Annotated in this window: 24 protein-coding genes; 2 read left to right on the top strand and 22 right to left on the bottom strand. The window is 57.6% G+C overall.

Annotation, left to right across the window (positions count from 1 at the left end; all coding sequences use genetic code 11):
- Positions 1–29: 29 nt before the first annotated feature.
- From SHIM_RS07065 to ftsW, 14 genes are all read right to left on the bottom strand, one after another.
- Positions 30–884 (bottom strand): outer membrane protein assembly factor BamD, encoded by an 855-nt coding sequence (locus tag SHIM_RS07065; RefSeq protein ID WP_054001846.1) that lies wholly within the window; start codon positions 882–884, stop codon positions 30–32.
- Positions 885–993: 109 nt separating this feature from the next.
- The gene (gene lpxC, locus SHIM_RS07070; protein WP_054001847.1) at positions 994–1,917 is read right to left on the bottom strand and encodes a UDP-3-O-acyl-N-acetylglucosamine deacetylase; all 924 of its coding nucleotides are present in this window, start codon (positions 1,915–1,917) and stop codon (positions 994–996) included.
- Between the two features lie 206 nt (positions 1,918–2,123).
- On the bottom strand, positions 2,124–3,791 hold the full coding sequence (ftsZ, locus tag SHIM_RS07075; protein WP_054001848.1) for a cell division protein FtsZ: 1,668 nt from the start codon (positions 3,789–3,791) through the stop codon (positions 2,124–2,126).
- 352 nt (positions 3,792–4,143) lie between these two features.
- On the bottom strand, positions 4,144–5,478 hold the full coding sequence (gene ftsA, locus SHIM_RS07080) for a cell division protein FtsA (RefSeq protein ID WP_082358294.1): 1,335 nt from the start codon (positions 5,476–5,478) through the stop codon (positions 4,144–4,146).
- Position 5,479: 1 nt separating this feature from the next.
- Positions 5,480–6,349 (bottom strand): cell division protein FtsQ/DivIB, encoded by an 870-nt coding sequence (locus SHIM_RS07085; RefSeq protein ID WP_054001849.1) that lies wholly within the window; start codon positions 6,347–6,349, stop codon positions 5,480–5,482.
- Positions 6,337–7,215, bottom strand: a complete 879-nt coding sequence (locus SHIM_RS07090) for a D-alanine--D-alanine ligase (protein ID WP_054001850.1) — start codon at positions 7,213–7,215, stop codon at positions 6,337–6,339. The genes SHIM_RS07085 and SHIM_RS07090 overlap by 13 nt, the downstream gene beginning before the upstream one ends.
- A gap of 161 nt (positions 7,216–7,376) precedes the next feature.
- Positions 7,377–8,303, bottom strand: coding sequence for a UDP-N-acetylmuramate dehydrogenase (gene murB / locus SHIM_RS07095; RefSeq protein ID WP_054001851.1), 927 nt, complete (start codon positions 8,301–8,303; stop codon positions 7,377–7,379).
- Between the two features lie 68 nt (positions 8,304–8,371).
- The gene (locus SHIM_RS07100; protein ID WP_054001852.1) at positions 8,372–8,680 is read right to left on the bottom strand and encodes a hypothetical protein; all 309 of its coding nucleotides are present in this window, start codon (positions 8,678–8,680) and stop codon (positions 8,372–8,374) included.
- On the bottom strand, positions 8,680–8,925 hold the full coding sequence (locus tag SHIM_RS07105) for a DUF2484 family protein (RefSeq protein ID WP_054001853.1): 246 nt from the start codon (positions 8,923–8,925) through the stop codon (positions 8,680–8,682). The genes SHIM_RS07100 and SHIM_RS07105 overlap by 1 nt, the downstream gene beginning before the upstream one ends.
- Positions 8,922–9,179, bottom strand: coding sequence for a DUF2484 family protein (locus SHIM_RS07110; RefSeq protein WP_054001854.1), 258 nt, complete (start codon positions 9,177–9,179; stop codon positions 8,922–8,924). The genes SHIM_RS07105 and SHIM_RS07110 overlap by 4 nt, the downstream gene beginning before the upstream one ends.
- Positions 9,176–10,381, bottom strand: a complete 1,206-nt coding sequence (locus SHIM_RS07115) for an APC family permease (protein WP_054001855.1) — start codon at positions 10,379–10,381, stop codon at positions 9,176–9,178. Before SHIM_RS07115 ends, SHIM_RS07110 begins: the two co-directional genes overlap by 4 nt.
- Before the next feature lie 73 nt (positions 10,382–10,454).
- Entirely contained in the window at positions 10,455–11,861 is a 1,407-nt protein-coding gene (gene murC / locus SHIM_RS07120; protein ID WP_054001856.1) for a UDP-N-acetylmuramate--L-alanine ligase, read from the bottom strand.
- Positions 11,862–11,865: 4 nt separating this feature from the next.
- Entirely contained in the window at positions 11,866–12,960 is a 1,095-nt protein-coding gene (murG, locus tag SHIM_RS07125) for an undecaprenyldiphospho-muramoylpentapeptide beta-N-acetylglucosaminyltransferase (RefSeq protein WP_054001857.1), read from the bottom strand.
- Positions 12,957–14,123: a putative lipid II flippase FtsW gene (gene ftsW, locus SHIM_RS07130; RefSeq protein WP_054002035.1), complete on the bottom strand. Its 1,167-nt coding sequence runs from the start codon at positions 14,121–14,123 to the stop codon at positions 12,957–12,959. The genes murG and ftsW overlap by 4 nt, the downstream gene beginning before the upstream one ends.
- A 172-nt stretch (positions 14,124–14,295) precedes the next feature.
- Between ftsW and SHIM_RS07135 the strand changes: the two genes are divergently transcribed.
- Entirely contained in the window at positions 14,296–15,477 is a 1,182-nt protein-coding gene (locus tag SHIM_RS07135) for an NAD(P)/FAD-dependent oxidoreductase (RefSeq protein WP_054002036.1), read from the top strand.
- A 5-nt stretch (positions 15,478–15,482) separates the two neighbouring features.
- On the opposite strand, the gene SHIM_RS07140 is transcribed toward SHIM_RS07135, so the two are convergent.
- Both SHIM_RS07140 and murD read right to left on the bottom strand, forming a co-directional pair.
- Positions 15,483–15,800 carry a hypothetical protein gene (locus SHIM_RS07140; protein WP_054001858.1) on the bottom strand — a complete coding sequence of 106 codons (318 nt, stop codon included), beginning with the start codon at positions 15,798–15,800 and terminating at the stop codon, positions 15,483–15,485.
- Positions 15,801–15,921: 121 nt separating this feature from the next.
- The gene (gene murD, locus SHIM_RS07145) at positions 15,922–17,322 is read right to left on the bottom strand and encodes a UDP-N-acetylmuramoyl-L-alanine--D-glutamate ligase (protein WP_054001859.1); all 1,401 of its coding nucleotides are present in this window, start codon (positions 17,320–17,322) and stop codon (positions 15,922–15,924) included.
- 125 nt (positions 17,323–17,447) lie between these two features.
- Between murD and SHIM_RS07150 the strand changes: the two genes are divergently transcribed.
- Complete coding sequence (locus tag SHIM_RS07150) at positions 17,448–17,807, top strand: hypothetical protein (RefSeq protein WP_054001860.1); 360 nt, start codon at positions 17,448–17,450, stop codon at positions 17,805–17,807.
- Between the two features lie 42 nt (positions 17,808–17,849).
- Here the strand turns inward: SHIM_RS07150 and mraY are convergent, their stop codons facing one another.
- From mraY to rsmH, 6 genes are read right to left on the bottom strand one after another with little or no spacing between them, the layout of a single operon-like run.
- Positions 17,850–18,932, bottom strand: coding sequence for a phospho-N-acetylmuramoyl-pentapeptide-transferase (mraY, locus tag SHIM_RS07155; RefSeq protein ID WP_054001861.1), 1,083 nt, complete (start codon positions 18,930–18,932; stop codon positions 17,850–17,852).
- Positions 18,933–20,375, bottom strand: a complete 1,443-nt coding sequence (locus SHIM_RS07160; RefSeq protein ID WP_054001862.1) for a UDP-N-acetylmuramoyl-tripeptide--D-alanyl-D-alanine ligase — start codon at positions 20,373–20,375, stop codon at positions 18,933–18,935.
- A complete protein-coding gene (locus SHIM_RS07165) occupies positions 20,372–21,853 on the bottom strand; it encodes a UDP-N-acetylmuramoyl-L-alanyl-D-glutamate--2,6-diaminopimelate ligase (RefSeq protein ID WP_054001863.1) in 1,482 nt (493 codons plus the stop codon). Before SHIM_RS07165 ends, SHIM_RS07160 begins: the two co-directional genes overlap by 4 nt.
- Before the next feature lie 18 nt (positions 21,854–21,871).
- On the bottom strand, positions 21,872–23,656 hold the full coding sequence (locus tag SHIM_RS07170; protein ID WP_054001864.1) for a peptidoglycan D,D-transpeptidase FtsI family protein: 1,785 nt from the start codon (positions 23,654–23,656) through the stop codon (positions 21,872–21,874).
- Entirely contained in the window at positions 23,653–24,000 is a 348-nt protein-coding gene (ftsL, locus tag SHIM_RS07175; protein ID WP_054001865.1) for a cell division protein FtsL, read from the bottom strand. The genes SHIM_RS07170 and ftsL overlap by 4 nt, the downstream gene beginning before the upstream one ends.
- A complete protein-coding gene (gene rsmH / locus SHIM_RS07180) occupies positions 24,000–24,986 on the bottom strand; it encodes a 16S rRNA (cytosine(1402)-N(4))-methyltransferase RsmH (RefSeq protein ID WP_054001866.1) in 987 nt (328 codons plus the stop codon). Before rsmH ends, ftsL begins: the two co-directional genes overlap by 1 nt.

Genomic DNA, 24,986 nt, shown 5'->3' on the forward strand with positions numbered 1-24,986 from the left:
CACCCGGCAGGGCACAGCCCCGCCGCCCCTTACAGCCACTTACCTTGCATCGTTTGGCGATAGACCCGTTTCAGCCAGCCATCGCTCGCGGCCTCAAGTTCCAAACCACGACCTTTTAGCAGCTTGTAACTGTCCTCATACCATTGCGTGCCTTGGAAGTTGTGCCCCAAAATCGCCCCCGCTGTTTGCGCTTCGGCGTTCAAACCAAGCGACAGGTAGGCCTCAACCAAACGGTGCAATGCTTCGGCAGTGTGTGTGGTGGTCTGAAAGTCTTCTACGACCACGCGAAAGCGGGTAATCGCGGCGCCAAAGTGATCACGACGCAGATAGTACCGACCGATCTCCATCTCCTTGGACGCCAAGTGATCAAACGCCAAATCGAATTTCAGGATCGATGAGCGCGCATATTCGGTATCAGGATAGAGTTCGATCACCTTCCGCAGTTCCTGCAACGCCTGGAACGTCAGTCCCTGGTCACGACCAACTTCATCGATCTGGTCGTAATAGCTCAGAGCCAACAAATACTGTGCGTAGGCTGCATCCTCGGACGCCGGATAGAAATCGATGTATCGTTGCGCTGCCGCACGGCTTTCAGGATAAAGCTGTTCCTGATGATAGCTGAAAGCCTGCATAATGATCGCGCGCTCGGTCAGCTCGGAATAGGGATATTGGCGTTCCACTTCGGCAAAATAGAATGCCGCATCTTCACCGCGTCCACGGCCCAGCTCCCATTCGGCACGGCCATAGATTTGCTCAGCTGTAAACCCATCAAGAGAGAAGTCGCCGCGCTTGACCTTATCGGTCGTCGTGTCACCACAAGACGCCGCCACCAAAACCGCAAGAATAGACCCGACAATGCGACTCCGTGTCTTGATGCCTGCCATAGTGCTCAACCTCTTGATCTTCCTCACGGCAATTCGCCGTCCTTAGACAAGCTGTTAGCACAGAAAATTGCGGTGCAAAATGGGTTTGGTACTTTTTGAGGGCCTATGCTCAGGCTACAGCCGGAATTTCACCGATATGCACACCCGCGCCGGGCAATCGCGCCGCCAGATCGTCCGTGCAATCCGCAAAACACCAGGCCTCAGGATCGGCAAAAAGTGCGCGCAAAAGCTCGTTGGTGAGCGAATGCCCTGCTCTAATCCCGCGATATCGCCCTAGAATCGGCGCACCTGCCAGATAGAGATCTCCCACCGCATCCAACATTTTGTGCCGCACGGGCTCGTCCATGTGGCGCAGGCCGCCGGGGCTCAAAATTTTGTCGCCGTCAAACACCACAGCATTTTCTTCGGGATTGCCGCCAAGCGCGAGACCGTTGGCCTGCATCGCTTCGACATCCGATTGCCGACAGAAAGTACGGCTGTCGCTCAGCTCACGCACAAAGCTGCCATTAGCCAGCGTCATGCCTTTGGTCTGTTGACCAATGGCTGCGTCTTCAAAATCGATGTGGAATTCCATCCGCATGTCGCGATCCGGCAGCAGCTCCGCCCGCGCATCGCCACGCTCGACAGAGACAGGCTTCAGAATGCGAATGGCGCGCACCGGCGCGTCTTGCTTAACCAATCCTGCGCGCAAAAAGCCCCGCACGAAATCCGCTGAACTGCCATCCATGATCGGCACTTCGGCTGCATCGATTTCAATGAGAGCATTGTGAATGCCACACCCAGCCAATGCGGCCATCAGGTGTTCAATTGTGCCGACCGATACGCCGGCGTCATTCACAATACGGGTGCACAAGGCGGTTTGCTCAACCACGTCCCAACGGGCGGCAACCATCGCATCTTTGCCAATCACATCACTGCGGCGAAACCAAACACCGTAATCCGCAGAGGCCGGCTGCACAGTCATGCGCACGGTCTTGCCGGAATGTAGTCCGGTTCCAGTAAATGTGACGTTTGATTTTAGCGTGGTTTGCACTGTAGTCCCCGAGTAGCGCGGCACACCCCATTGGCCGCAACTGTGAACTAAGTGGTTAACGTCGTCATCACAATTCAATCTTTGCAACGGTCTGAAACATGCCTGAAACAAATAGGCGAAACGTCGCGCAAACCCGCGTAAACTTCTGTTTTGAAATAAAAAACCGCCCCCTTTTGGGGGCGGTCATTTGACGATTTTTTTCTAAATTAGTTTGCTTGACGACGCAGGAAGGCCGGGATTTCAATCCGTTCTTGCTCCGGGTCCGCCTGAGCAGCCGGTTCAGCTGCCTGAGTGACAGGCTGTACCGACGGCTGAACGCGCGCCTGTTGCGCCTGACGTGCCGGCTGACCTTCCGCCTGCTGGCCGCCAGCCATACGGTTAAACAGGTTGTTGATGCCAAAACGTGGCCGGTCTTCGTGCGCCGGCTCGGCGTTTGCTTCCGGAACCACAGGGCGAACCGGAGCTGACGGCGCTTTTTCCACGGCAGCCTGCAAACGGGCCATCAATTGCGGTGTTGGTGTACCTGGTGCCGGACGCTGAGGCGCCACAAACTCGTCGGTCTCCTCAGTTTGAACAACGGCTTGCTCAACCCGAGCAGGTTGATATGCCGGAGCCGGAAGTTCGTCTGCAATTGCAGCAGGCGCGTCAAACACAGGAGCCGCAGGCGCAGTTGGTGCTGCGTCTTCAAAAATGTGCTCCATCTGGTCCTCGGCCGCGGCCGACTGTGGATCCAGCGTGTCAAAAAGGCCTGGTTCGCCTGCCGCCGGAGCCGCAGCCACTTCAACATTGACCGGCGACGCAGTCATGGTTGGTGCCTCAAAACCGCTTGCTTCAGGAGCCGCTACTTCTGCACCTGGCAACGGTTGCGCCATTGAACGACGCGGCAAAGGCATCGGGCTGGTGCTTTCCAGCGCGTCGATACCGGTGGCCACAACCGACACACGCATGCCACCCTCGAGGGCCGCATCCATAGTCGAGCCAACAATGATGTTTGCGTCTTCGTCCACTTCCTGACGGATGCGGTTGGCGGCTTCGTCCAGTTCGAACAATGTCAGGTCGTGACCGCCTGTGATGTTGATCAGAACACCCTTCGCGCCACGCAGCGAAATTTCGTCCAGAAGCGGGTTCGCAATGGCTTTCTCGGCAGCCTGAATGGCGCGATTGTCGCCATCGGCCTCGCCGGTGCCCATCATCGCTTTGCCCATCTCGTCCATCACGGCGCGGACGTCGGCAAAGTCGAGGTTGATCAGACCAGGACGCACCATCAGGTCCGTCACACCTTTGACGCCTTGATACAGAACATCGTCTGCCATCGAAAACGCTTCGGTAAAGGTGGTTTTTTCGTTCGCAAGACGGAACAGGTTCTGGTTCGGAATGATGATCAGCGTGTCGACCATTTTCTGAAGCTGCTCAACACCCTCTTCCGCCTGACGCATACGCTTGGCGCCTTCGAACTGGAACGGCTTGGTGACAACACCCACGGTCAAGACACCCAATTCACGCGCTGCCTGTGCGATGATTGGCGCAGCACCTGTACCCGTGCCACCGCCCATACCAGCGGTGATGAAACACATGTGAGCACCAGCAAGGTGATCCACGATCTCTTCGATACTCTCTTCCGCAGCAGCCGCCCCAACGGTTGCGCGGGCGCCAGCACCCAGACCTTCGGTAACCTTAACACCAAGCTGTACGCGTTTCTCCGCGTCGCTTTGCTGCAAAGCCTGTGCATCTGTGTTCGCAACAACGAACTCAACGCCCTCTAGCTCTTTTTCGATCATGTTGTTGACCGCGTTGCCACCAGCACCGCCAACACCGAATACGGTGATGCGGGGTTTCAGATCACCCTCATCGGGCATCGTCAGATTCAAAGCCATAGAACTGTCCGCCTGTTTGTTTGCCCCCGCATTCGCAGGGAATTATTCTGCCGTCTCAAAGGATATTATTACCCACGCTTTCAGGAATCGTCATCCCCAAAAGCGCAATTCAACACAAAATATGGCCCAAAAAACCGCAAAATTAGCGGTATTTCGCTAGTTTGGATAGATTTAGGGGAACACAGGGCCCAACACACAAGACGCAGAAAACCGTCCGCGAAAAAATCATTCGCAGAGGGGGGATACCAGTCACGTTCAAAGACCACTGCTCGGCCTGCTTGCCCACGCTTTTTGCGCAGTTATCCACAGAATAACCCACAGGCGAGTCCGCGTCACCCCCGAAAATGATCCCTCACCAATTGTCCTTAAACCATTTCACCGCCCGCTTGAGCGACCGCACAGGATAGCGTTCGACGGGCAGGTCGAAATCCCACCATTCATCCTGCGGATGGGTTGCGAACAGGCACATACCTACGGCACTCGCAAACGCCGGCCCAGTTGCGGCTTGCGGCAAACCATGCACCCGCATCGGACGGCCCAAGCGCACTTGCTGTCCGAGAATTTTGGTCGCCAGTCCATCCAGTCCGGGGATCTGGCTTCCGCCACCAGTCAGGACAATCTGTTGGCTTGGCAGGTGCTCAAACCCCGCGATGTCCAACCGTGCCCGCACTTCTTCGAGGATTTCTTCCACACGTGGGCGCATGATGCCAATCAACTCTGCCCGGCTTACCGATCGACGGTCGTGCTCCCAGTCTCCTGTATCGCCTTCAAGGTCGATCATCTCGCGATCATCCATGCCGGTGGCATGCACCCCGCCGTAAAACGTCTTGATACGCTCAGCCGTCGCCGTTGGCACCTGAAGCCCCATCGAAATGTCGCTGGTGACATGCTCGCCACCCATGCGCACCGTGTCCGCGTAAATCATGTGTTTCTTCATGAAAATCGACAGGCTTGTCGCCCCGCCGCCCATGTCGATACAGGCCGCGCCAAGTTCCTGCTCGTCTTCGACCAGCCCAGACATGCCCGACACATAGGCCGAACTGGCAATTCCCGCGAGTTCAAGATCACAGCGCTTCACGCAATAGGCCAGATTGTCGATGGCGGCTTCGTCCACAGTCAACATGTGCATGTCGGCAGTCAACGTCTGCCCCACTTGCCCGCGCGGATCGCCCAGACCCGAGCGATGATCCAAGGTGAAATTCACCGGCTGCGCGTGCAACACATCGCGACCGGCCCCATAGTCCGGAACATCACAGGCGGCCAACACCCGGGCCACATCCTGCTCAGACACAACCTCTGCTTCGACTTCAACACTGCCGTCCAGCCCATAAGACCGCGGCTCCGCGCCGGAAAAGCAGGCGATCACATGATCAACCCGAATTTTCGCCATCTTCTGCGCCGCCTGAACAGCTGTGCGAATGGCGCGTTCCGTTTCCTGCATCGCGCTGATCTCACCAAAGCGCACGCCGCGGGACCGCGTGGTCGCCGCGCCAATCACCCGAAATCCGCTTTGACCGGCCATCGATCCAATGCCATCAGCACTCGCTGCTCGATCGGTGCCATCAAACCGTAAAACCAAACAGGCGATCTTAGAGCTGCCCACATCCAGCACCGCCACCACACCGCGTTGCATCGCCGCTTTGCGCATGTTGCGCATCGCACGCTGCGATTCATATAGCTCTGTCATCTCAATTGTTCCCCACAGAGATGCGGCTGATCCGCCACCATTCTTCTATCGCGTTGTGCGTCAGCCGGATCGTCGGCCGCGCAGCAAGCCGCATATCCACGACCATCAGGTCGCGATCAAACATGTCGTGTGCGCCATTCAATGCAATCACCCGCTCCAACGCCTGTACCGCGCCATTTTCCGGCAGCTGGATGCGTTGCTGGCGGTCCAGCACGAGATCCCAGCGGCGCTCGCCCACACGGACCAAACCAATCACCCGCTCGCTCAAAGGTTTTGCAGCCGCAAACAACTTCATCGCCTCGGCGACATGCCCATCACCGCCTTTGCCAGCAATCAACGGTTTTGTCGGATGATCCAACATGGCCACCATCGGGGCGGTCACATGGCCATCAATGTCGACAAGGGCCAGCCCATGATGTGTGCGCCACAATGCAATCGGGGTACGCTCCACAACATTGAACTGCAAAATCCCACCCGGACGGACCCGCACGGCGACCTTAGCAACCGCAGGCAACTCTTCCGCGCGCTCTTGGATTTGCGGCAACTCCAAATCAAAACTGGAGACAGGGAAATCCAGCGAAAGGATTTCGCGGATGTCCTCGGCGGTCCCTTCGGAGGCACCGTCAATCGCCATTGCCTTGACCATGAACTCAGGCCGCGTCGCCAATTCGCGGCGAAACTCGACCACTGCCAAGTTCAACTGCTCTCGCCGCCCCTCGTCGGACAACCACCAAAGCGTCGCCCCAGATACCAGCGCAAACGGCAACACCGTCCGCAATGCAAGCCGGAACAACGGCGTCAGGAACAACCGCTCCATGCGGTATTTCCATCGCGATGGCGCGGGATCTGCACGGCCAGTTACCTGTCGCATGACGCATCCTCCACGATCCAGCCGCAAAACTCCGGAAAGCTGATGCCGGCGTGTTCAGCCTGCTCAGGCGACAACGACGTCGGCGTCATGCCCGGCTGCGTGTTGGTCTCAAGAATAATCAGGCCATCCAGCCCACGTGCTTCGTCCCAGCGGAAATCGGTACGCGAGACACCGCGGCACCCAAGCGCCGAGTGCGCCTTAAGTGCGTATTCCATGCAGGCGTCATATATGTCTTGCGGAATATTGGCCGGAATTTCATGGCGCGACCCGCCCGCGGCGTATTTTGCGTCATAGTCATACCAGCCGTCCGTGATGATATCGGTCACGCCTAGCGCGCGATCCCCCATCACGGTTGTCGTCAACTCCCGCCCCGGCGCGTAGGTTTCGACCATAACCTCATCGGGCATGTCGTCCGCCAGCTGTGGCGGCGTATTGGCTCCGTCGTTGACAATATATATGCCAACCGAACTGCCTTCGTTGTTGGGCTTAACCACATAAGGCGGCTTCATCACGTGGCGCGCGGACACATCGGCTTTCGCCGCAATCACGCTTTCGACCACCGGCAGTCCGGCCTGCTTGAACACATCTTTGGAGCGTTGCTTGTCCATCGCCACGGCGGATGCCAGCACACCGGAATGAGAATAAGGAATTTTCTGCCATTCTAGCAGACCTTGCACGCAACCGTCTTCACCCCAACGGCCATGCAAGGCATTAAACACAACATCCGGAGAAACTTCGCCAAGGCGCACTACTAGATCGGGGCCTGCATCGACCTCGACCACTTCATAGCCTGCTTCCCGTAGTGCGGCCGCGCATTCACGCCCAGTGGACAACGACACTTCGCGTTCAGCCGAAGGTCCGCCCATCAATACCGCAACTTTGGGGCTTGTCCTGCTCGACATAACCCTATGTGCCTCAATGTCCCGAGCCGATTTTTGTCTGGCTCTTGTTGTTTTGGGGCGTTTTGCCCATTACCTGCGTTCACTGCCCTGCTGTATTTTTGCCTGTCGCCGGGTCAGTTTGGCTATTACGACGTCGACTTTTCGCCTACGCGCATAATTTCCCACTGTAGCTCTATTCCGCTGTTTTGGAAAACCCTTTTTCGCACCTCTTCCCCCAGATTTTCCAAATCGGCGGCAGTTGCATCGTTTGCATTTATCATAAAATTGGAATGCATCTCACTCATCTGCGCGCCTCCGACTCTGGCGCCGCGCATTCCTGCGTCATCAATAACCTTCCACGCCTTCAAGTCGTGTACATCATCGGCCTTACCGGTCGAGCTGAACCCAGCCGGGTTGCGAAATGTACTGCCGGCGCTGCGCTCTTTTGTCGGCTGGCTCGCATCCCGTTTGGCCAATTGATCCGCCATACGCGCCTCAAGCTCCGCCGCATCGCCCGCTGGTCCCTCAAACACCGCCTCAACCAATACCCATCCTTCGGGCAATTCAGTCTGGCGATACTGAAACCTCAAATCCTCAGCCGTCAGCGTGACGACCTCACCTTGTCGCGTCACAGCCGTCGCCTCAACAAATACGTCTGCGGTATAGGCGCCGTAACATCCCGCGTTCATCCGGACGGCCCCGCCCACTGCGCCGGGAATGGTGCGCAGGAACGTCAAATCCACGCCCGCCGTCGCCGCCTTGCGCGCAACATGCGCATCCAGTGCTGCCGCGCCTGCACGGACGCGGTTGCCCTTTATGTCGATGCCATTAAATCCGCGCCCCAGACGGATTACCACGGCCCGCAAACCGCCATCGCGCACGATCAGGTTGCTGCCCACCCCCATCGGAAACACAGCCACATCTTCCGGCAAGGCCCTCAAGAACGCCGCCAGATCTTCAATGTCCACCGGCTGAAAAAGATAATCCGCCGGCCCGCCCACGCGCAGCCACGTCAAATCCGACAACGCGCGGTTCTCGGTCAGCTTTCCACGTGTCTGAGGCATGGATGTCATGGCAAAATCCTTCAAATCTGATGTGCAGCGATACCGAAGCGCGTACGCGTGGGCAAGCAATCGATTGCTTAGGTCGACCGCGTCTTTTGGGCCAGTTTGAACAAGATCCAAGCGCACCCCAAAGACACGGCCACCGCGCCCAGCATCCACCAGCGATAACTGCGCAACCGCATCAACTCTACCATCTCGGACTTGCTCACCATGACGCCCAGCGTCAGGTCAAACAACACCAGCAATGCCACAAGGCTTAGCAATATCCCTTGCGCGCGCTTCAGATGCTCTTGCCTGTCCCGACGTCCGGCCACAAAGCCGTACACCGGAAACAAGAACACACAAAACCAGATCAGCGCACTTAACGCCAAAGCCAGATCCAGCATCAGGTCACCTTTTTCTTAAGCCAGAGCCAAAGATAATAAACCGGCCAACGCATAATCCAGCCGCCCATCACCAACACGATCAAGGCAATCCACGGCCCGTTCTGCAGATAGACTCCGATCAGAATGGGCACCGCAACTGCAATCATGACGTAAGCGAACCGCCACAAATGATCCTTGCTCGGAAACATCGCTCGAAAATTGGCCACCACCAACCAGACGAAAGCTAGTCCCAGCGACAGCGTCATTTCGGAATCTCTTCGGTTGGCAAACCCAAGGCCTTGCGACCAAAAAACATCAAAGGTCGGCGGAACATCGACACAAAGCCGAACAAAGTCGCGCCCCCGATCCACATGCCGTGCTCATACCAGATCACGCCAATCAACACTGGCCCTGCCAAAAGCAGAGCAACGCCGGGCACATACTGCCGTCGCATTGGCAACATCGCCACACCTGTGGCGGCCAGCACCCAGAAACATGCAAAAACCAGCGATAAGCTCATCCCAATACCCCCAAATACAACCCCAACGCTCCCAAAGCGAGCAACATCCCCGACACAGGCACCGCCATATGTACACGGAAAGGCGCCTCTGGGCTGCGTAGCTTCAGCACAATCAATGCCGCGTTCATCACCACAAATGCCGATAACAAAATCAGCGACGTGATCTGCGCAAGCGCGGATACATTTGCGCTCATCGCGGCCACTATAACAAGCCCGCCAATCACCAAGGTCGCAACGTACGGTGTGCCACGTCGCGGGTGCACTTGATGAAACATCGCCAGAAACTTGGTCCGTCGCCCGAGGCCAAACAACACGCGGCTGGCCATCACAATTTGCGCAAGTACGCCGTTGAGCGCGGCAAAAACCGCAATCGCTGCCAAAATCCTTCCGCTGCTCGCACCGTCTTGCGATTGCAAAACCAACACCAAAGGCCGCTCACTTTCGGCCAGATCTCCAATCGGCACGACTCGTACGGTTACCCAGGTCACCAAGGCATACACGACCGTCGTGATACCCAGAGAAAGGATGATCGCCCAAGGCACATTGCGCTCAGGGCGTTGGGTTTCCTCCGCCATGTTCACAATGTCTTCAAATCCGATGAAGGCAAAAAACGCCAGAACTGCCGCGGCGCCAATCGCGCCCCACGGCAAATCCACAAAAGACGTGCTCTCGGCCATGGCCCAATCCGCCGTCACCGGCGCCTGACTTCCAGCCCAGACAACCAAACCAAGGCCCGCCAATTCGATCACAGTGAAAACCGCCGCCAGCGCCAGGCTTTCCATCACGCCATAAAGTGCAACCCCGACCAAAAGGACCGCCAAACCGACAATCGCCACGACCTGCGGCAATGATACAAGCGTCAAAAGATACCCCGCCCCGCCGCGCAACACCGCCGCCGCAGACACCACCCCGGTTGCGACGATCGCCAACCCAACAAGGACCGCCAATACCTGCGAGCCAAAGGCTTTCTCGACAAAAGCGGCCTCTCCTGCAGCTTCGGGAATTCGCGCCGACAACTCGCCGTAGCTCAGCGCCGTTGGGGCTGCCACCAATCCGGCCAGCAAAAAGGCCAGCGGCGCGTAAATCCCCGCCTCTCCCGCGACAGCGCCGACAAGCACGTAAATGCCCGCGCCCACCATGACTCCGACGCCATAAGCGGTCAGCAGGCCCAAACCCACGCTTCGTTTAAGATGTTCTGACACGTCTGCCCTCTGGTCTTTTCCCTAACAGAGTCCAGACGGGGGGAAATATCCAGTGTTTTTTGAAACGCAGCTCTCAGGCAAGCCGCTCAGGCAACGTATTGGCCCAGCCACTTATTGAACCGGCGCCAAGGCAGACGACTATGTCGCCCGGCTTTGCGACGTCTTTCACCATCGCAGCAAGCTCTTCTTCGCTGCTGATCGCAACGGTGTGCCGATGACCATGCGACACCAGACCCGCAATCAAATCATCCCGGCCCGCGCCTTCAATCGGCGCCTCACCAGCGGCAAAGACATCTGTTATTCCAACCACGTCGGCCTCATTGAAGCAGGTGCAGAAATCCTCAAACAACGACTGTAACCGCGAAAATCTGTGTGGTTGATGCACCGCAATCACGCGTCCGCCGCCATCCCCCAGTGACTGACGTGCCGCTTTCAGAACGGCGGTGATTTCCACCGGATGATGCCCATAATCGTCAATTACAGTCACGCCACCCAGCACCTCACCAACTCTGGTGAACCGGCGGTTCACGCCACCAAAAGCGGCCAGCGCCTCACGGATTTCATCCAACTTCATACCCAAATGGCGGGCAATCGCCACAGCAGAAAGCGCGTTGGACACGTTGTGATCACCCGGCATTGGCAGGCTGCACCCTTCGATGACCTTGCCCTCGTTCTGCAACTGAATGTCAAAATGCGCAATACCTGCCTTGTACGTCAGGTTCATCGCCCGCACATCGGCCTGCGCGTTGAAGCCGAATGTGACCACGCGCCTGTCGGTGATTTTGCCAACCAGTGTCTGCACGTCAGGATCATCGGTACAGCACACCGCCAGCCCGTAAAACGGGATGTTGGACACAAAATCATAAAAGCCCTGATGCAAGGCTTCTTCGGTGCCCCAATGCTCCATGTGTTCCGGGTCAATATTGGTCACAATAGCAATTGTCGCGGGCAAGCGATTGAACGTTCCATCGCTCTCGTCCGCTTCAACAACCATCCATTCGCCATCGCCAACACGCGCGTTGGACCCATAAGCATGGATGATGCCGCCGTTTATCACGGTGGGGTCAAAATTACCGTGATCCAGCAAGGCCGCGACCATCGTGGTCGTGGTTGTTTTGCCATGGGTACCCGCCACGGCGATGTTGGATTTTAACCGCATCAACTCTGCCAGCATCTCAGCCCGACGCACCACCGGGAGGCCCCGCGCACGCGCCTCGTCAAGCTCCGGATTGCCCGGTTTGATCGCTGATGAAATCACCACAACTTCTGCGTTCTCAAGATTTTCGCTGCGCTGACCTTCAAATACGGTCGCGCCCAATCTTACGAGACGCTCCGTAATTTTGGTCGTCTTCAAATCCGACCCCTGCACCTGATAGCCGTGGTTGATAAGCACTTCAGCAATGCCGCTCATGCCGATACCGCCAATCCCCACAAAATGGATGGACCCAACGTCTCCGGGAAGTTTTGTTGCCGCACTCATAGTCTTATTCCTTGTTCGCAAGCGCTTCGACCTGCGCTGCCAGCGTCTCAGCCGCATCCGGCATGCCCGCACTCAAAGCCGCCCTCGCCATCTGGCTTGCCCCCTCGGGGTTGCCCAAAATAAGCGCCATTTGTTCGGTCATGCTCTCGGCTGTCAAAAGGCTCTCGGGGATGACTATCGCCCCACCTGCCTCTGAAAGCCCCTTGGCATTGGCTGTCTGGTGATCACCTGCAGCCGCCGCAAAAGGGATCAGGATCGAAGGGCGCCCAATCACGCTGATATCCGCGACACTTGACGCGCCGGACCGCGACACCACAAGCTGCGCTTCGCTCATCCGGGCTGGCACATCGGTGAAAAATGGCTGCACATCGGCGGAAATTCCATGCTCAACATAAAAGGCCGTCACACGATCAAAATCTTCATCCCGCGCTTGATGACTTATCCGCAAGTTTTGCAAAATCGGGTCAGGCAATCCCGCTATCGCCGTTGGAACCACGTCGCTCAATATGCGCGCACCTTGGCTGCCGCCAATCACAAGCACCGACATCGGATAATCGCCGGGGGTGATATAGCCCGCCCCTGCCCGGTCCATCACGGTTTTGCGCACCGGATTGCCCACATGCAGCCCTTGAACGCCGTCTGGCAATGTCGTCGGCCATGTGCCGCATGCCACCACGCTTACGCGTTTGGCGAAGATTTTGTTGACCCGTCCCAAAATGCCATTCTGCTCGTGGATCATGCGCGGCAGCTTCATCAGCCAAGCCGCGCCCATGGCCGGAATCGCCGGATACCCGCCAAAACCAACAACCACATCAGGGCGATCTTTGCGCATCTTGCGCATTGCTCCCAAGACGCCACCCAAAATGCGAAATGGCACCGCCAGCTTGGCAAGTACACCACCCCGCGCAAAGGTCGCGCTGCTCATTTCTTCGATCTCGACCGTATGGGGAAATCCACCAGTATAGCGGGCGCCACGCACATCCGTTGACAGTTTGACCCGCCACCCTTTGCGCAACATGACTTCCGCCAACGCTTGCGCCGGAAACATGTGCCCGCCTGTACCACCTGCTGCAATCACCAGAAGGGGCTGTTTACTCATCTCACGCGTCCCCGCAAAATATCACCGATCTCGCCCTGAGGCCGGCTGCGGGTAAACGCCAAAATCATGCCAACTGCAATCCCCCCTGCGATCAGGGAAGAGCCGCCATAGCTCACAAACGGCAAAGTCATGCCTTTGGACGGCAAAAGTCGCACAGCAACGCCCATGTTCACCATCGCCTGTACACCAAAAATGCTCACCAATCCGGTGCCAGCCAAGCGGATGAACGGATCACGCTCGCGCATCAGCCGGAAATAGGAGCGCAAAACAATCGTCGCATAAAGCGCAATGATCACCATCACGAGGATCAAGCCATATTCCTCAGCCGCCACCGAAATGATGAAATCCGTGTGTGCATCCGGCAGGGACCTTTTCACCGTGCCTTCGCCGACACCGACGCCAAACAACCCGCCTTCGCGGATCGCATTGGTGGCATGGCCAATCTGGGTTGTCGGATCAAGCGAGCGATCCAGAAAACCGTCAATCCGCCGCGCAAAGTGCTCAGACCCATTGTAAGCCAGTTGCGCCGTAGGAATGAGCGCCAACAGAATGCCGCCAATCAGAACCATCGGCGCGCCTGACACAAAATACATCACGCTCCAGCCAAACAGGATCAGGCACGCCTGACCGAAATCCGGCTGCAGTGCCAAAACCACAACAATTGAGACCATCAACAAAAAGGACCACATGCGCCCGGGCGGGCCATTGATTTCTTCGTTGGCCGCCATCAACCAGGCACAAACCACAACAAAGCCGGGCTTCAGGAATTCCGAGGGCTGGATCGAAGCAAACCCCAGCGAATACCAACGCGTCGCGCCTTTGCCAAAATCAGTGCCAAACACCGGAAGCAACAGCAGCGCCACCATCGTCACCCCAAAGCCAAGCACAGCCAAACGGCGCACCAACTTGGGTGACATCATCGACGTCAACATCATCGCGATCATCGCCGCGCCGCCAAAGATCGCTTGCTTCTTCACATAATGAAAAGGTTCAAACCCGTTTTTTTCCGCCAAGGGAGGGCTCGCCGCCATGCCCAGCATAATGCCGATCACGAACAGCAAAAGAATGGACGTCATTGTCCATTTGTCCAGCGTTTGCCACCACTTAGGCAACACAGGCTCACGCTCGCGCGCCGGAAGCGCGCCATACACCATTTCTGTCATCGGATAACCGCCGATCTCTGCCTCTGATTGCCCACACGCCAATGCGCCGGGCTGCCCGTTTGCCGGGTCTGCGGGCACTTTAACACTCAAAACCCTGCATGGAAAGTAAAGAGAACCAAACAAAGACACCCTTTCGCTTGACGCCTTGGGCGGCATCGGGCACCCCGCAATCATGACTTGGGACACAATCATCCTTGGGGCCGGTGCAGCAGGCATGATGTGCGCCACGCAATGCGGTGGCCGCACACTGGTGATCGATCACGCCAAAGCGGCTGGCGAGAAGATCCGCATCTCCGGTGGCGGGCGATGCAACTTCACCAATATGTACGGCGGTCCTGAAAACTTCCTGAGCGGCAATCCGCATTTCTGCAAATCCGCGCTCAGCCGCTACACCCAGTGGGATTTCATCGAACTGGTGGCGGCCCATGGCATTGCCTATCACGAGAAAACCCTTGGTCAGCTGTTTTGCGACACGTCGGCCAAGGAAATCATCGCTATGCTGCGTGACGAGATGGCCAAAGCTGGCGCCGAGCTATGGCTAGAAACCTCGATCATCAACGTCGGCCACGACGGAACAGCCTACAGCGTGACCGTCGAGGCCTCGGGCAAACGCCAAATCCTGACGTGCACCAATCTCGTGCTTGCCACGGGCGGCAAGTCTATCCCCAAAATGGGCGCAACCGGTCTTGCCTACGACATCGCCCGCAAGTTTGGCCTCAACGTGACCGACACCCGCGCGGGCCTTGTTCCATTCACGTTTTCCGATGGCCGTTTCAAAGACATTTCAGGCGTAGCGCACCCGGTGCGCGCCACTGCAAATGGCACACAATTTGACGAGGCGATGCTATTCACCCACCGCGGCCTCTCCGGCCCCGCGATGCTGCAAATCAGCTCCTACTGGCAAGAGGGCGACCCGATCAGAGTCAACCTCTTCCCAAACAGCGATCCATTTGATGAACTGCGCACTCGTCGCCAAGACTATGGCCGCCGCAATCTGACAACCGAACTTGCCACGTTGTTGCCCACCCGATTGGTTGATCATTTAAGTAAGCACATGGATCTTTCCGGCAACCTTGCTGATCAGTCCGACACACGGCTGCGCGCTCTGTGTGATGACCTCAAAAGCTGGGAAATGATCCCTTCTGGCACCGAAGGCTACCGCACCGCCGAAGTCACCCTTGGCGGCATCGACACCGACTGTCTTTCGTCAAAAACCATGGAAGCAAAAACCCAAAGCGGCCTCTTCGTGATCGGAGAGGCCGTCGACGTCACTGGCTGGCTCGGTGGCTTCAATTTTCAATGGGCCTGGAGCTCAGGCTGGGCCGCAGGCCAAGCCATCTCCGAACGCTCCTGACGCCTTCAACGGTGCGCAGACGCCTTCTCAAACACGCTAGACAAACGGGTCCGCAACTTCTTGGCAGAACCCTTCAAAGCCGCTTGAATATCCGCCGCCCCATGATGGGCTGACATTGGATCCATACCGCGCGGGCGCGCTTCTATTGTGCACAGAATATGATCCGGCCCGTGCTTCTCAGCGTTCTGATCCTTCAAATGCACTTCGATACGGGTCAAACGCTCGTCCATATGTCCCAAGTCGTTCAGAACGGCCGCTTTAGCCACCTCAATCACCCGTTCATCACCATGAATGAAATTGTCGGTGTTCACCTGGATTTGCATCGTTGGATCCTTTCCTTGTTGCCTTAAAAAGGTAGGCATTGGATCCATGCAAAACAAGAATTAGACCGATGAAATCAAACTAAAATTCACCCGAAACAATCTCAAAGCGGCCAGTTATTGCCTACGTGGTCGCGGCGGTCACCAGTGTCGCAAAATCATCGCCGCGCTTCTCGAAACTGTCGTACTGATCAAAGCTTGCGGCGGCCGGTGCAAGCAAGACGACATCGCCTTCCTGCGCGTCCTCAATTGCCCGCGCGACCGCCTTTTGCATCGTGCCACAAACCTCGGCGTCAACGCCCTTAAGCTGCATCGCGAACCCCGCGGCCTCCCGCCCAATCACATAGGCTTTGACCACCTCGCCCGCACTTTCTGCCAGATTGCCCAGACCGCCTTCTTTCTCCAAGCCGCCGCAAATCCAGCGGATGCGCTTGAATGCCGACAACGCCATCTTTGCCGCATCCACATTGGTCGCCTTGCTGTCGTTCACAAAAGTCACGCCATTGGCTTCGGCAATGATCTGGCTGCGATGTGGCAAGCCGCCAAAGCTCGCGAATGCCGCCTCAATAACCTTGGGCGCCAACCCAAGCGCGCGACACACTGCATAGGCCGCACTGGCGTTCTGATGATTATGTGCTCCGGGCAGGCCTTTGATCGGCCGCAAATCGATCGATCCGGCTTGCCGTCCTTTGCGGTATTCGCTCAAGAACCCTTTGCGGGCAAAAACGTTCCACCCAGCGTCAGTTAGCTTGCGCTCAACAGAGACGCGGATCACCCGATCATCTGCCGCGCCTTCACTCAGCTGCCCCGCCAGATAAAGCCCTTCATCCTCGTCCACGCCCACCACGGCGCGGTCCGGCCCGCCTTCGGCAAACAGACGCCGCTTGGCCGCAAAATAGCCGCCCATGCCCGCGTGACGGTCCAAATGATCCGGCCCCAAATTGGTGAAAACACAAATGTCGGGCGTCAGGCTGCGCGCCAAGTCCGTCTGATAGCTCGACAGCTCAAGCACAACGACCTCGCCATCCTCCGCAGGCTCCAGATCGAGAACGCCACGCCCGATATTGCCCGCCAACTGCGTCCGCCGCCCTGCCTCGCTCAGCACATGATGGATAAGGGCTGACGTGGTGGACTTGCCGTTTGATCCTGTCACCGCCACCACGCGTGGCGAAGTCTCAAACATGTCCCATTCACGCGTCGCAAACGACCGGAAGAACAATCCAATGTCGTTGTCCACGGGCACCCCCGCCAACAGCGCGGCCCGCACAACCGGGTTCGGCTCGGGATAAAGATGCGGAATGCCCGGGCTGACAATCAGCGCGGCCACGCCCTCAAACGCCCCCTGCTTCAGCAGATCCCGACAGGCAAATCCTTCAGCCTCCGCCTTTTCCCGCGCAACAGGGTTGTCGTCCCAACAGATGGCTTCCGCGCCGCCTTCGCGCAACGCCCGCGCCGTCGCAAAACCGGAACGCCCCAGCCCCAGCACAGCCACCTGTGCACCTTCATACCCCTGAACCGGAATCATCGCTCGTCCCCCGCTTGGCTTTTGATCATGCAAGTTGCCCGTCCCACTCCGCCGACGCAAGGGGGAGTATTTTCGGTCCGGAATAAGCCGTTTGTCAGAGACAAAAAACAGGGGTATTTCTCAGAATGGACTCCACTTTAACGAAAGAAGATCAATTGCAAATCCATAGTCTCAGCCGTCGTATTTTCGTTATCACAGTTGGCTTGACGCTTTCGAGCAGTGCCGCGCTTGCAGCTCCAGGCGCTACAAAAACATGCCAAAAAATGATCTCGGAAGATCGGGCCGATGGCCAAACACAGGCTCAATGCGAATGCACCTACCAATTGGTAGAAGAAATTTTTGACGAAGACCTAAAAACACTGACTTTCGACTCTTGGTACAATGGCACCAACAATATGGCGGCTCTTGAAGCCCTGCCAAATCGTAACAAAGTCCTGCGACAAATGAAGAAACTATATCGCCAATCGCAAAAGAAGTGCGGCTGAAAGTGAAACAAAAAAAGGGGCGCCTGCGCCCCTTTTTCTTTCTCACCGCAGCTTCAGCGTCGCCAAACCAACCATCGCCAAGATGACCGCAATGATCCAGAAACGGATCACGATCTGTGGCTCTGACCAGCCTTTTTTCTCGTAGTGGTGATGGATCGGCGCCATCAGAAACACGCGCTTGCCAGTGCGTTTGAAATAAAGCACCTGAATGATCACACTCAGCGCCTCCACCACAAACAGACCCCCGATGATGCCCAGCACCAATTCGTGCTTCGTCGCCACCGCGATGGCCCCCAAAGCCCCGCCCAATGCCAGCGATCCGGTGTCGCCCATGAACACAGCGGCTGGCGGCGCATTATACCACAAAAAGCCCAAACCGCCGCCAATCAACCCGGCCACAAAGATCAGGATTTCGCCAGTGCCCGGCACATAATGCACGTCCAGATATTCGGTAAAGTCGACGCGGCCCACCGCATAGGCAATCACGCCCAAAGCACCCGCAGCTATCATCACCGGCATGATCGCCAGCCCATCCAGCCCGTCTGTCAGGTTCACGGCATTGGCCGCGCCCACGATCACAAACATTGCAAACGGGATGTAAAAGATACCCATGTGGAACAGAACTTCTTTGAACACTGGCACGGCCAGTCTTTGCTGCAACAACTCAGGCTGCAAGAAAGTGGCCCAAACACCGGCAATCGCGGCAATTATGAATCCCAGCAACAGACGCACCTTACTCGACACGCCTTTGGTGTTTTGCTTGCTGACTTTGGCGTAATCATCGGCAAAGCCAATCAAACCATAGGCCAGCGTCACAAACAGGATCATCCAGACAAAGCCGTTGTCCCAGCGCGCCCATAGCAACGTCGATGTCACCAGTGCGCCCACAATCAACAGACCGCCCATAGTCGGCGTGCCTGCTTTGACAAAGTGCCCCTCCGGCCCGTCATCGCGGATCGGCTGGCCTTTGCCTTGTTTGCGGCGCAACACATCGATCAGGGGCCGCCCGAAAAGAAAGCCAAAAATCAAGGCCGTCATGAACGCGCCACCCGCCCGAAAGGTGATGTAGCGGAACAGGTTGAAGAAATCCCCGCCTTCTGAAAGTTGGGTCAACCAATACAGCATTCAATCGTCCTCATTTGCAGTCTTCGGGGCGGGATGGCCCAGTTTGCGGATTGCGTCAACCACCTTGGCCAAGCCCATCGACAAAGACCCTTTCGCCAAAACGGCGTCACCGGCGTCGACAAACCGGCGCACATCCGCCGCCATTTCGTCGCTGGATTCGGTCCATTTGCCGCGTTTTTGTTCCGGCAACGCCTCATACAGATGCCGCATTAGTGGTCCTACACAATGCACAGTGTCGATCTTCTCAATCGCGGGATGGTCGGCCAATGCGGCGTGCATGGCATTTTCTTGCGACCCCAGCTCTTTCATATCTCCGACAAAGGCAATCCGACGGCCCGCGCCAACGCGTCCAACACCGTTTTGCACTTCCGCCGCTGCCAGAACCTCCAGCGCGGCACCCAGCGATGTGGGATTGGCATTATAAGCGTCGTCAATCAGGTCAATCACCCGATCGGTTTCCACCGGATCAAGCACAATGGTTTCGCGCGCGCCGCGTCCGACAAATGGCACCCAACTGCCCAATGCCGCCGCCGACAGAGCCAGATCCGCACCCAACGCGTCTGCTGCCGCTAACGCACCAAGCGCGTTCATCGCAAAATGCCGACCCGCGCTTTGCACTTTAAACACCAATGCCCCGTCATGGACCGTTGCCCGCGCCACGGTCACATTGCCGCTCAACAAAACCTCAGCCAAATGCCAGTCGTTGCTGGCTTCGCCAAATTCCACCCGTTGACAGCCAAGCGTCTCGGCATGAGCACGCAACACATCTGCGGTTTCGATATCGGCGTTGATCACCGCGACGCCCTCTGGCTCTAACCCGTCAAAGATCGCCGCCTTCTCGGCCGCAATATCCGTCACGTCGTCAAACGCTTCCAGATGCACTGCCGCTACCGTGGTCACCAACCCCACATGTGGTCGCGCCATCTTTGCCAAAGGCGCAATCTCTCCGGGGTGGTTCATTCCGATCTCGATAACGGCAAACTCGGTGTCCTTCGGCATCCGCGCCAAAGTCAGCGGCACGCCCCAATGGTTGTTGTAGCTCGCGACACTTGCGTGCGTGCGGCCCTGCGTCGACAGCATCGCCCGAAGCATTTCTTTGGTCGAGGTTTTCCCGACCGATCCAGTGACCGCCAAAACCCGCGCCTTGGTGCGCGCACGTCCCGCACGACCCAAAGCTTCGAGTCCCGCCAGCACATCGTCCACCACCAACAGCGGCGCGTCGTCTGTCAGCCCGTCCGGCACGCGGCTGACCAAGGCTGCCGCCGCGCCCTTTTCCAGCGCTTGCGCGACAAACTCGTGTCCGTCCCGCGCCGCCGTCAAAGCCACAAATAGATCGCCGGCTTCTATGGTGCGCGTATCAATCGAGACGCCGTTGATCTGCCAATTTCCAACCGCGCGACCACCGGTGGCCGCTGCGGCCTCATCCGCAGTCCACAAACTCATGCGAAACCTCCATCCAACGCCGCCACAGCCACGCTGGCTTGTTCGGCATCATCAAACGGTAGAATGTCATCGCCAACAATTTGACCGGTCTCGTGCCCTTTGCCGGCAATCAAAAGCGTATCTCCGGGTTGCAACGCATCCACGCCCCGCAGGATCGCCTCGGCGCGGTCGCCAACTTCGGTTGCCTCCGGTGCGCCTTGCATGACCGCTGCCCGAATATCTGCTGGCACTTCGCTGCGCGGGTTGTCATCCGTCACAAAAACCACATCAGCGTTTTCTGCTGCCGCTTGCCCCATCAAAGGACGCTTGCCTTTGTCGCGATCACCGCCCGCTCCAACGATCACGATCAAACGCCCCATCACATGTGGCCGCAATGCCTTTAACGCTGTCGCCACGCTGTCCGGCGTGTGCGAATAATCCACAAACACCGCAGCCCCGTTTTCACGTGTCGCCGCCAACTGCATTCGCCCCCGCACCGTCGTCAGCGCACCTAACACTTCAAAAACCCGCTCTGGTTCGGCCCCGCAAGCTATCGCCAATCCCGCCGCCAAAAGGACGTTTTCCGCCTGGAAACCACCCAAAAGGTTCAGCCGCGTTATGTACGTACGGCCGCGGAAGCCAAACCGGATTTCCTGACCGGTTGAATCAAACCTCTGGCCAAGCAGTTCCAGCTCCGCGCCTTCGCGCCCCACAGTGATCACCTTTTGGCCTCGCCCTTTGGCGATCAAAACCATATCGGGGCCGCGTGGGTCTTCGATATTGATCACGGCCGTGCCGTCGTCCGCCAGAACGCGATCAAACAACCCTGCCTTGGCGTTGAAATAGTCCTCAAAAGTCTCGTGATAATCGAGGTGGTCCTGCGTGAAGTTGGTAAATCCGGCCGCCCGCAAGTGCACGCCATCCAACCGCCGCTGCGCCAGCCCATGCGATGATGCCTCCATGGCACCAAAAGCAATCCCGGCCCCGGCCGCCGCCGCCAAAGTACGGTGTAACGTGATCGGCTCGGGCGTCGTATGTTTCAGCGGCGCGGTAAAATCGCCCTCAACGCCGGTGGTGCCAAGGTTCACCGCTTCCAGTCCCATTTCCTGCCAGATCATGCGCAGAAACGTTGCCACCGACGTCTTACCGTTTGTGCCCGTCACGGCGGCCATCACACCGGGCTGCGCTCCGAACCAAAGCGCAGCGGTATAGGCCAACGCCATGCGGGGGTCTTCGGTTACAACCAAGGCGGCGCCACTTGCAGCCACAACGTCGCTCGCGATCCGGGCGCCTTCAACATCGGTCAACACCGCCACCGCGCCCTGCCGCAAAGCGTATTGAATGAACTCTGCACCATGCACGCGCGTGCCGGGCAAAGCGGCAAACAAAAAGCCGTCCCGCACCTCGCGGCTGTCCACCGCCAGCCCCGTTATAAGTGGATTCGCGCCGCTTGCGGCCGCAAGTCCCAGTTCTGAAAGTTGTTTTCCGCCCGCTGTCATCTGCTCTGCCTTTTCGGCTTAATTCGATGTCAGCGTTATATCAGCAAGCTCCGCAGGTTCAACTTGTGGCCGCAATCCCAACAGGGGCGCCACCCGCGAAATCATTTCCGCAGCCACCGGGACCGCTGTCCACCCTGCGGTGCGACGCGGCTCGGTGCCTGAGGTCTCCACGGGCTCATCCAAAGACAGGATCAGCACGTATTTCGGATCATGTGCGGGGAAGATCGCAGCGAAGGTCGCGATCACTTTGTCTTCATGATATCCGCGCCCGTTTTCCTTCGGCTTATCCGCCGTACCAGTCTTGCCACCTACCGCATAGCCCGGCACTTCGCCAAAGGATGCGGTGCCTTCGCTGACCACTTTTCGCAGCATTCTTCGTGCAGCGGCCGCACTGGCCTCGCTCATTACGCGCGGGCCTTCTTGAACCGTATCATTTTTCAGAATGGTTGGTTTCACCTGTGTGCCGCCATTGGCGATGGCCGCATAACCAGCCGCCAGATGCAGCGGGCTCGCCGACATGCCGTGACCGTAAGAGATCGTCATAGTCGAGAGTTCCGACCAATTCTTTGGCAACAGCGGCTGCGCACCTTTCGCTTCCACCAGTTCCACCGGTGTAGGCTCAAAAAAGCCAAGAGCCCTGAGGAAAGACTGCTGTCGCGCGCCACCAATCACCTGCGCCATGCGCGCAGTGCCGATGTTGGACGACTTGACGATCACCTTAGTGACCGACAATTCGCTGCCGTAGTTGCGGAAATCGCGGATCTTGAATTTGCCCCAGCGCAACGGACCTGCCGTGTTGATCAGGGTTGAGGGATTGCTCAACCCCAACTCCATCGACTGCGCCGCGGTGAAAATCTTGAACGTTGATCCTAATTCATAAAGCCCTTGCACCGCGCGGTTGAACAACGGGCTGTCTGCTGCCTGACCCTGTGTCAGAGGAACTGGGCGATCATTGGGGTCAAAATCCGGCAGGCTGACCATCGAGATCACCTCACCGGTGTGCACATCCATCAGAACCGAAGACGCTCCCTTGGCGTTCATCAACTTCATACCGCCATAAAGCACGCGCTCAGAGGCATCCTGAACCGTCAGATCAAGCGACAGTGTCAGCGCCCGCCCCCCGTTTGCCGGATCACGCAGCACTTTATCGAAGTACATCTCGACACCAGCAACACCCAACAATTCGGCTGCGTGCACGTCCTCATCGCCAAAAGTCGCGCCACCCAAGACATGGCCCGCCAACTGACCGTTGGGATAAAGCCGCATCTCGCGGCGGCCAAAATTCAGACCTGGATCGCCAATATCATGTACGGCTTGTTTCTGCTCGGGGCTCAGCTTTTTCTTGACCCAGATAAACTTACGAGAGCCGGTGAACTGTTTGGTCAGCCGTGCTTCATCCAGATCCGGAAAGATCGCAGCGAGTTCGCGCGCGACACGTTCTTTGTCAATCATAAGCGGCGGCTGCGCATAAATCGCGTGTGTTTCAAGGTTGGTCGCCAAAATCCGGCCTTTGCGGTCGACAATGTCGGCGCGCTCCGCCTGAATGTGGCTCGCACTATAGATGCGGCGCGGCTCGGTCGCGTCGGTCATCCCGACGACCCCCATGCGCATGCCAACCGTTGCGAAGGCCGCCATGAACAAGACCGACATCACCAAAAGCCGCCCCTCTGCACGGGCACGGCCTTTGTTTTGCATCTCTTCGTGGCGCTCTCGCAGATTGGCGCGTTCAATCGCTTCGGCGCTTTCTCCATCTTGGCGCGCCTTAAGGATCGACGCCAATGGACGCAGCGGTTTACGGATCATGGCCGCACCTCTTCCGCGAAAACTTCCGTTGCGTTTTCAATGTCTTCAATGACATCGTCTTCTGGATAGCCCACTTGCTCGACGATCCCGAACTGGTCCGGACGCAGCGGCAATAATTGCAAATCGTCGTAGTTGATCTCGGCAAGATCCCGCAGCCGGTCCGGGCGGTTTAGATACGCCCATTCAGCCCGCAATATCGCCAACCGCGCTTGCGCGTCGCCGATCTGACGCTCGAGCTTTTCCGTCTCAGAGATCATACCCTGCGTGCGATAGTTTTCCTGATAGGCCCAAACCGACACAGCAATCACCCCGATCACAGTCACGATAAACATGATGGTGCGCATTATTTCTTGCTCCCAACCGTCGGCATTCCGATGGTTCTGCCGCTCACATCGCCCGACGGCGCATCAGTGCGCCGCGCCACACGCAGCTTGGCTGACCGCGCCCTCGGGTTGTCGTGCAATTCGTCAGGATCAGGGCCGACAGCCTTGCGCGTCACCAGCGTGAACGCAGGCGTCTCTTTTTCTGTTTCCGGCGCATAACGGTTAACGTTGCCCTGCTTACCGGCACGTGTCTGCAAAAAGCGCTTCACCATCCGATCTTCAACCGAATGAAACGTCACAACAGCCAGCAATCCGCCTGGTTTCAAGGCACGTTCCGCCGCCATCATCCCGCGAAACAACTCACCATACTCATCGTTTACCGCAATTCGCAGTCCCTGAAAGGACCGCGTCGCAGGGTGGCTTTGCCCGGGCTTGGCCCGCGGCAAACAGCTTTCGACAATCTCGGTCAATCGCAAAGTATTGGTGATCGGCTCCTGCGCCCGCTCGCGCACAATCGCCTTGGCGATCCGACGGCTCGCCCGCTCTTCGCCGAAGTGATACAGAATGTCCGCGATCTCGGCTTCGGTTGCCTCATTCACAATGTCAGCCGCAGACAACCCGTCCTGGCTCATACGCATATCAAGCGGTCCGTCGCGCATGAAAGAAAATCCGCGCTCCGCCAGATCGAGCTGCATCGAACTCACGCCCAGATCCAGCACAACGCCATCAAGATCCTGAGCGTATTCATCCATTTTGGAGAACACACCCTCAACCATTTCAATTTTACCGTCGAAATCGCCAATCCAGGGCGCGGCCATTTCAAATGCCAGCGGATCCCGATCCACGCCGATGACTTTCTCGGCCCCGGCCTCGATCAATCCACGGCTATAGCCGCCGGCACCAAACGTGCCATCCAGCCAAACACCACTAACAGGGGAAACTTCACGTAACAGCGGGGCCAGAAGAACCGGAATGTGAGGACGCGATGAACTCTCTTGCGTGCTCAT

It is taken from the genome of Shimia sp. SK013 (genome assembly GCF_001292625.1).
Classification (GTDB): Bacteria; Pseudomonadota; Alphaproteobacteria; order Rhodobacterales; family Rhodobacteraceae; genus Shimia.

Coding starts and splice junctions, on each gene's coding strand:
- SHIM_RS07160 (WP_054001862.1), bottom strand. CDS start 20,375: ATGAGTTTGTGGACTGCGGATGAGGCCGCAGCGGCCACCGGTGGTCGC.
- mraY (WP_054001861.1), bottom strand. CDS start 18,932: ATGCTGTATTGGTTGACCCAACTTTCAGAAGGCGGGGATTTCTTCAAC.
- murC (WP_054001856.1), bottom strand. CDS start 11,861: ATGAGTGCGGCAACAAAACTTCCCGGAGACGTTGGGTCCATCCATTTT.
- SHIM_RS07065 (WP_054001846.1), bottom strand. CDS start 884: ATGGCAGGCATCAAGACACGGAGTCGCATTGTCGGGTCTATTCTTGCG.
- SHIM_RS07105 (WP_054001853.1), bottom strand. CDS start 8,925: ATGACGCTGTCGCTGGGACTAGCTTTCGTCTGGTTGGTGGTGGCCAAT.
- SHIM_RS07170 (WP_054001864.1), bottom strand. CDS start 23,656: ATGATCCGTAAACCGCTGCGTCCATTGGCGTCGATCCTTAAGGCGCGC.
- murD (WP_054001859.1), bottom strand. CDS start 17,322: ATGATTCCGGTTCAGGGGTATGAAGGTGCACAGGTGGCTGTGCTGGGG.
- rsmH (WP_054001866.1), bottom strand. CDS start 24,986: ATGAGCACGCAAGAGAGTTCATCGCGTCCTCACATTCCGGTTCTTCTG.
- murB (WP_054001851.1), bottom strand. CDS start 8,303: ATGACATCCATGCCTCAGACACGTGGAAAGCTGACCGAGAACCGCGCG.
- SHIM_RS07150 (WP_054001860.1), top strand. CDS start 17,448: ATGGACTCCACTTTAACGAAAGAAGATCAATTGCAAATCCATAGTCTC.
- SHIM_RS07165 (WP_054001863.1), bottom strand. CDS start 21,853: ATGACAGCGGGCGGAAAACAACTTTCAGAACTGGGACTTGCGGCCGCA.
- murG (WP_054001857.1), bottom strand. CDS start 12,960: ATGAGTAAACAGCCCCTTCTGGTGATTGCAGCAGGTGGTACAGGCGGG.
- SHIM_RS07140 (WP_054001858.1), bottom strand. CDS start 15,800: ATGCAAATCCAGGTGAACACCGACAATTTCATTCATGGTGATGAACGG.
- ftsZ (WP_054001848.1), bottom strand. CDS start 3,791: ATGGCTTTGAATCTGACGATGCCCGATGAGGGTGATCTGAAACCCCGC.
- SHIM_RS07100 (WP_054001852.1), bottom strand. CDS start 8,680: ATGCTGGATCTGGCTTTGGCGTTAAGTGCGCTGATCTGGTTTTGTGTG.
- ftsA (WP_082358294.1), bottom strand. CDS start 5,478: ATGACAGAGCTATATGAATCGCAGCGTGCGATGCGCAACATGCGCAAA.
- SHIM_RS07085 (WP_054001849.1), bottom strand. CDS start 6,349: ATGCGACAGGTAACTGGCCGTGCAGATCCCGCGCCATCGCGATGGAAA.
- ftsW (WP_054002035.1), bottom strand. CDS start 14,123: ATGACAGAAATGGTGTATGGCGCGCTTCCGGCGCGCGAGCGTGAGCCT.
- SHIM_RS07090 (WP_054001850.1), bottom strand. CDS start 7,215: ATGGGCGGACCTTCGGCTGAACGCGAAGTGTCGTTGTCCACTGGGCGT.
- SHIM_RS07135 (WP_054002036.1), top strand. CDS start 14,296: ATGACTTGGGACACAATCATCCTTGGGGCCGGTGCAGCAGGCATGATG.
- SHIM_RS07110 (WP_054001854.1), bottom strand. CDS start 9,179: ATGAGCTTATCGCTGGTTTTTGCATGTTTCTGGGTGCTGGCCGCCACA.
- ftsL (WP_054001865.1), bottom strand. CDS start 24,000: ATGCGCACCATCATGTTTATCGTGACTGTGATCGGGGTGATTGCTGTG.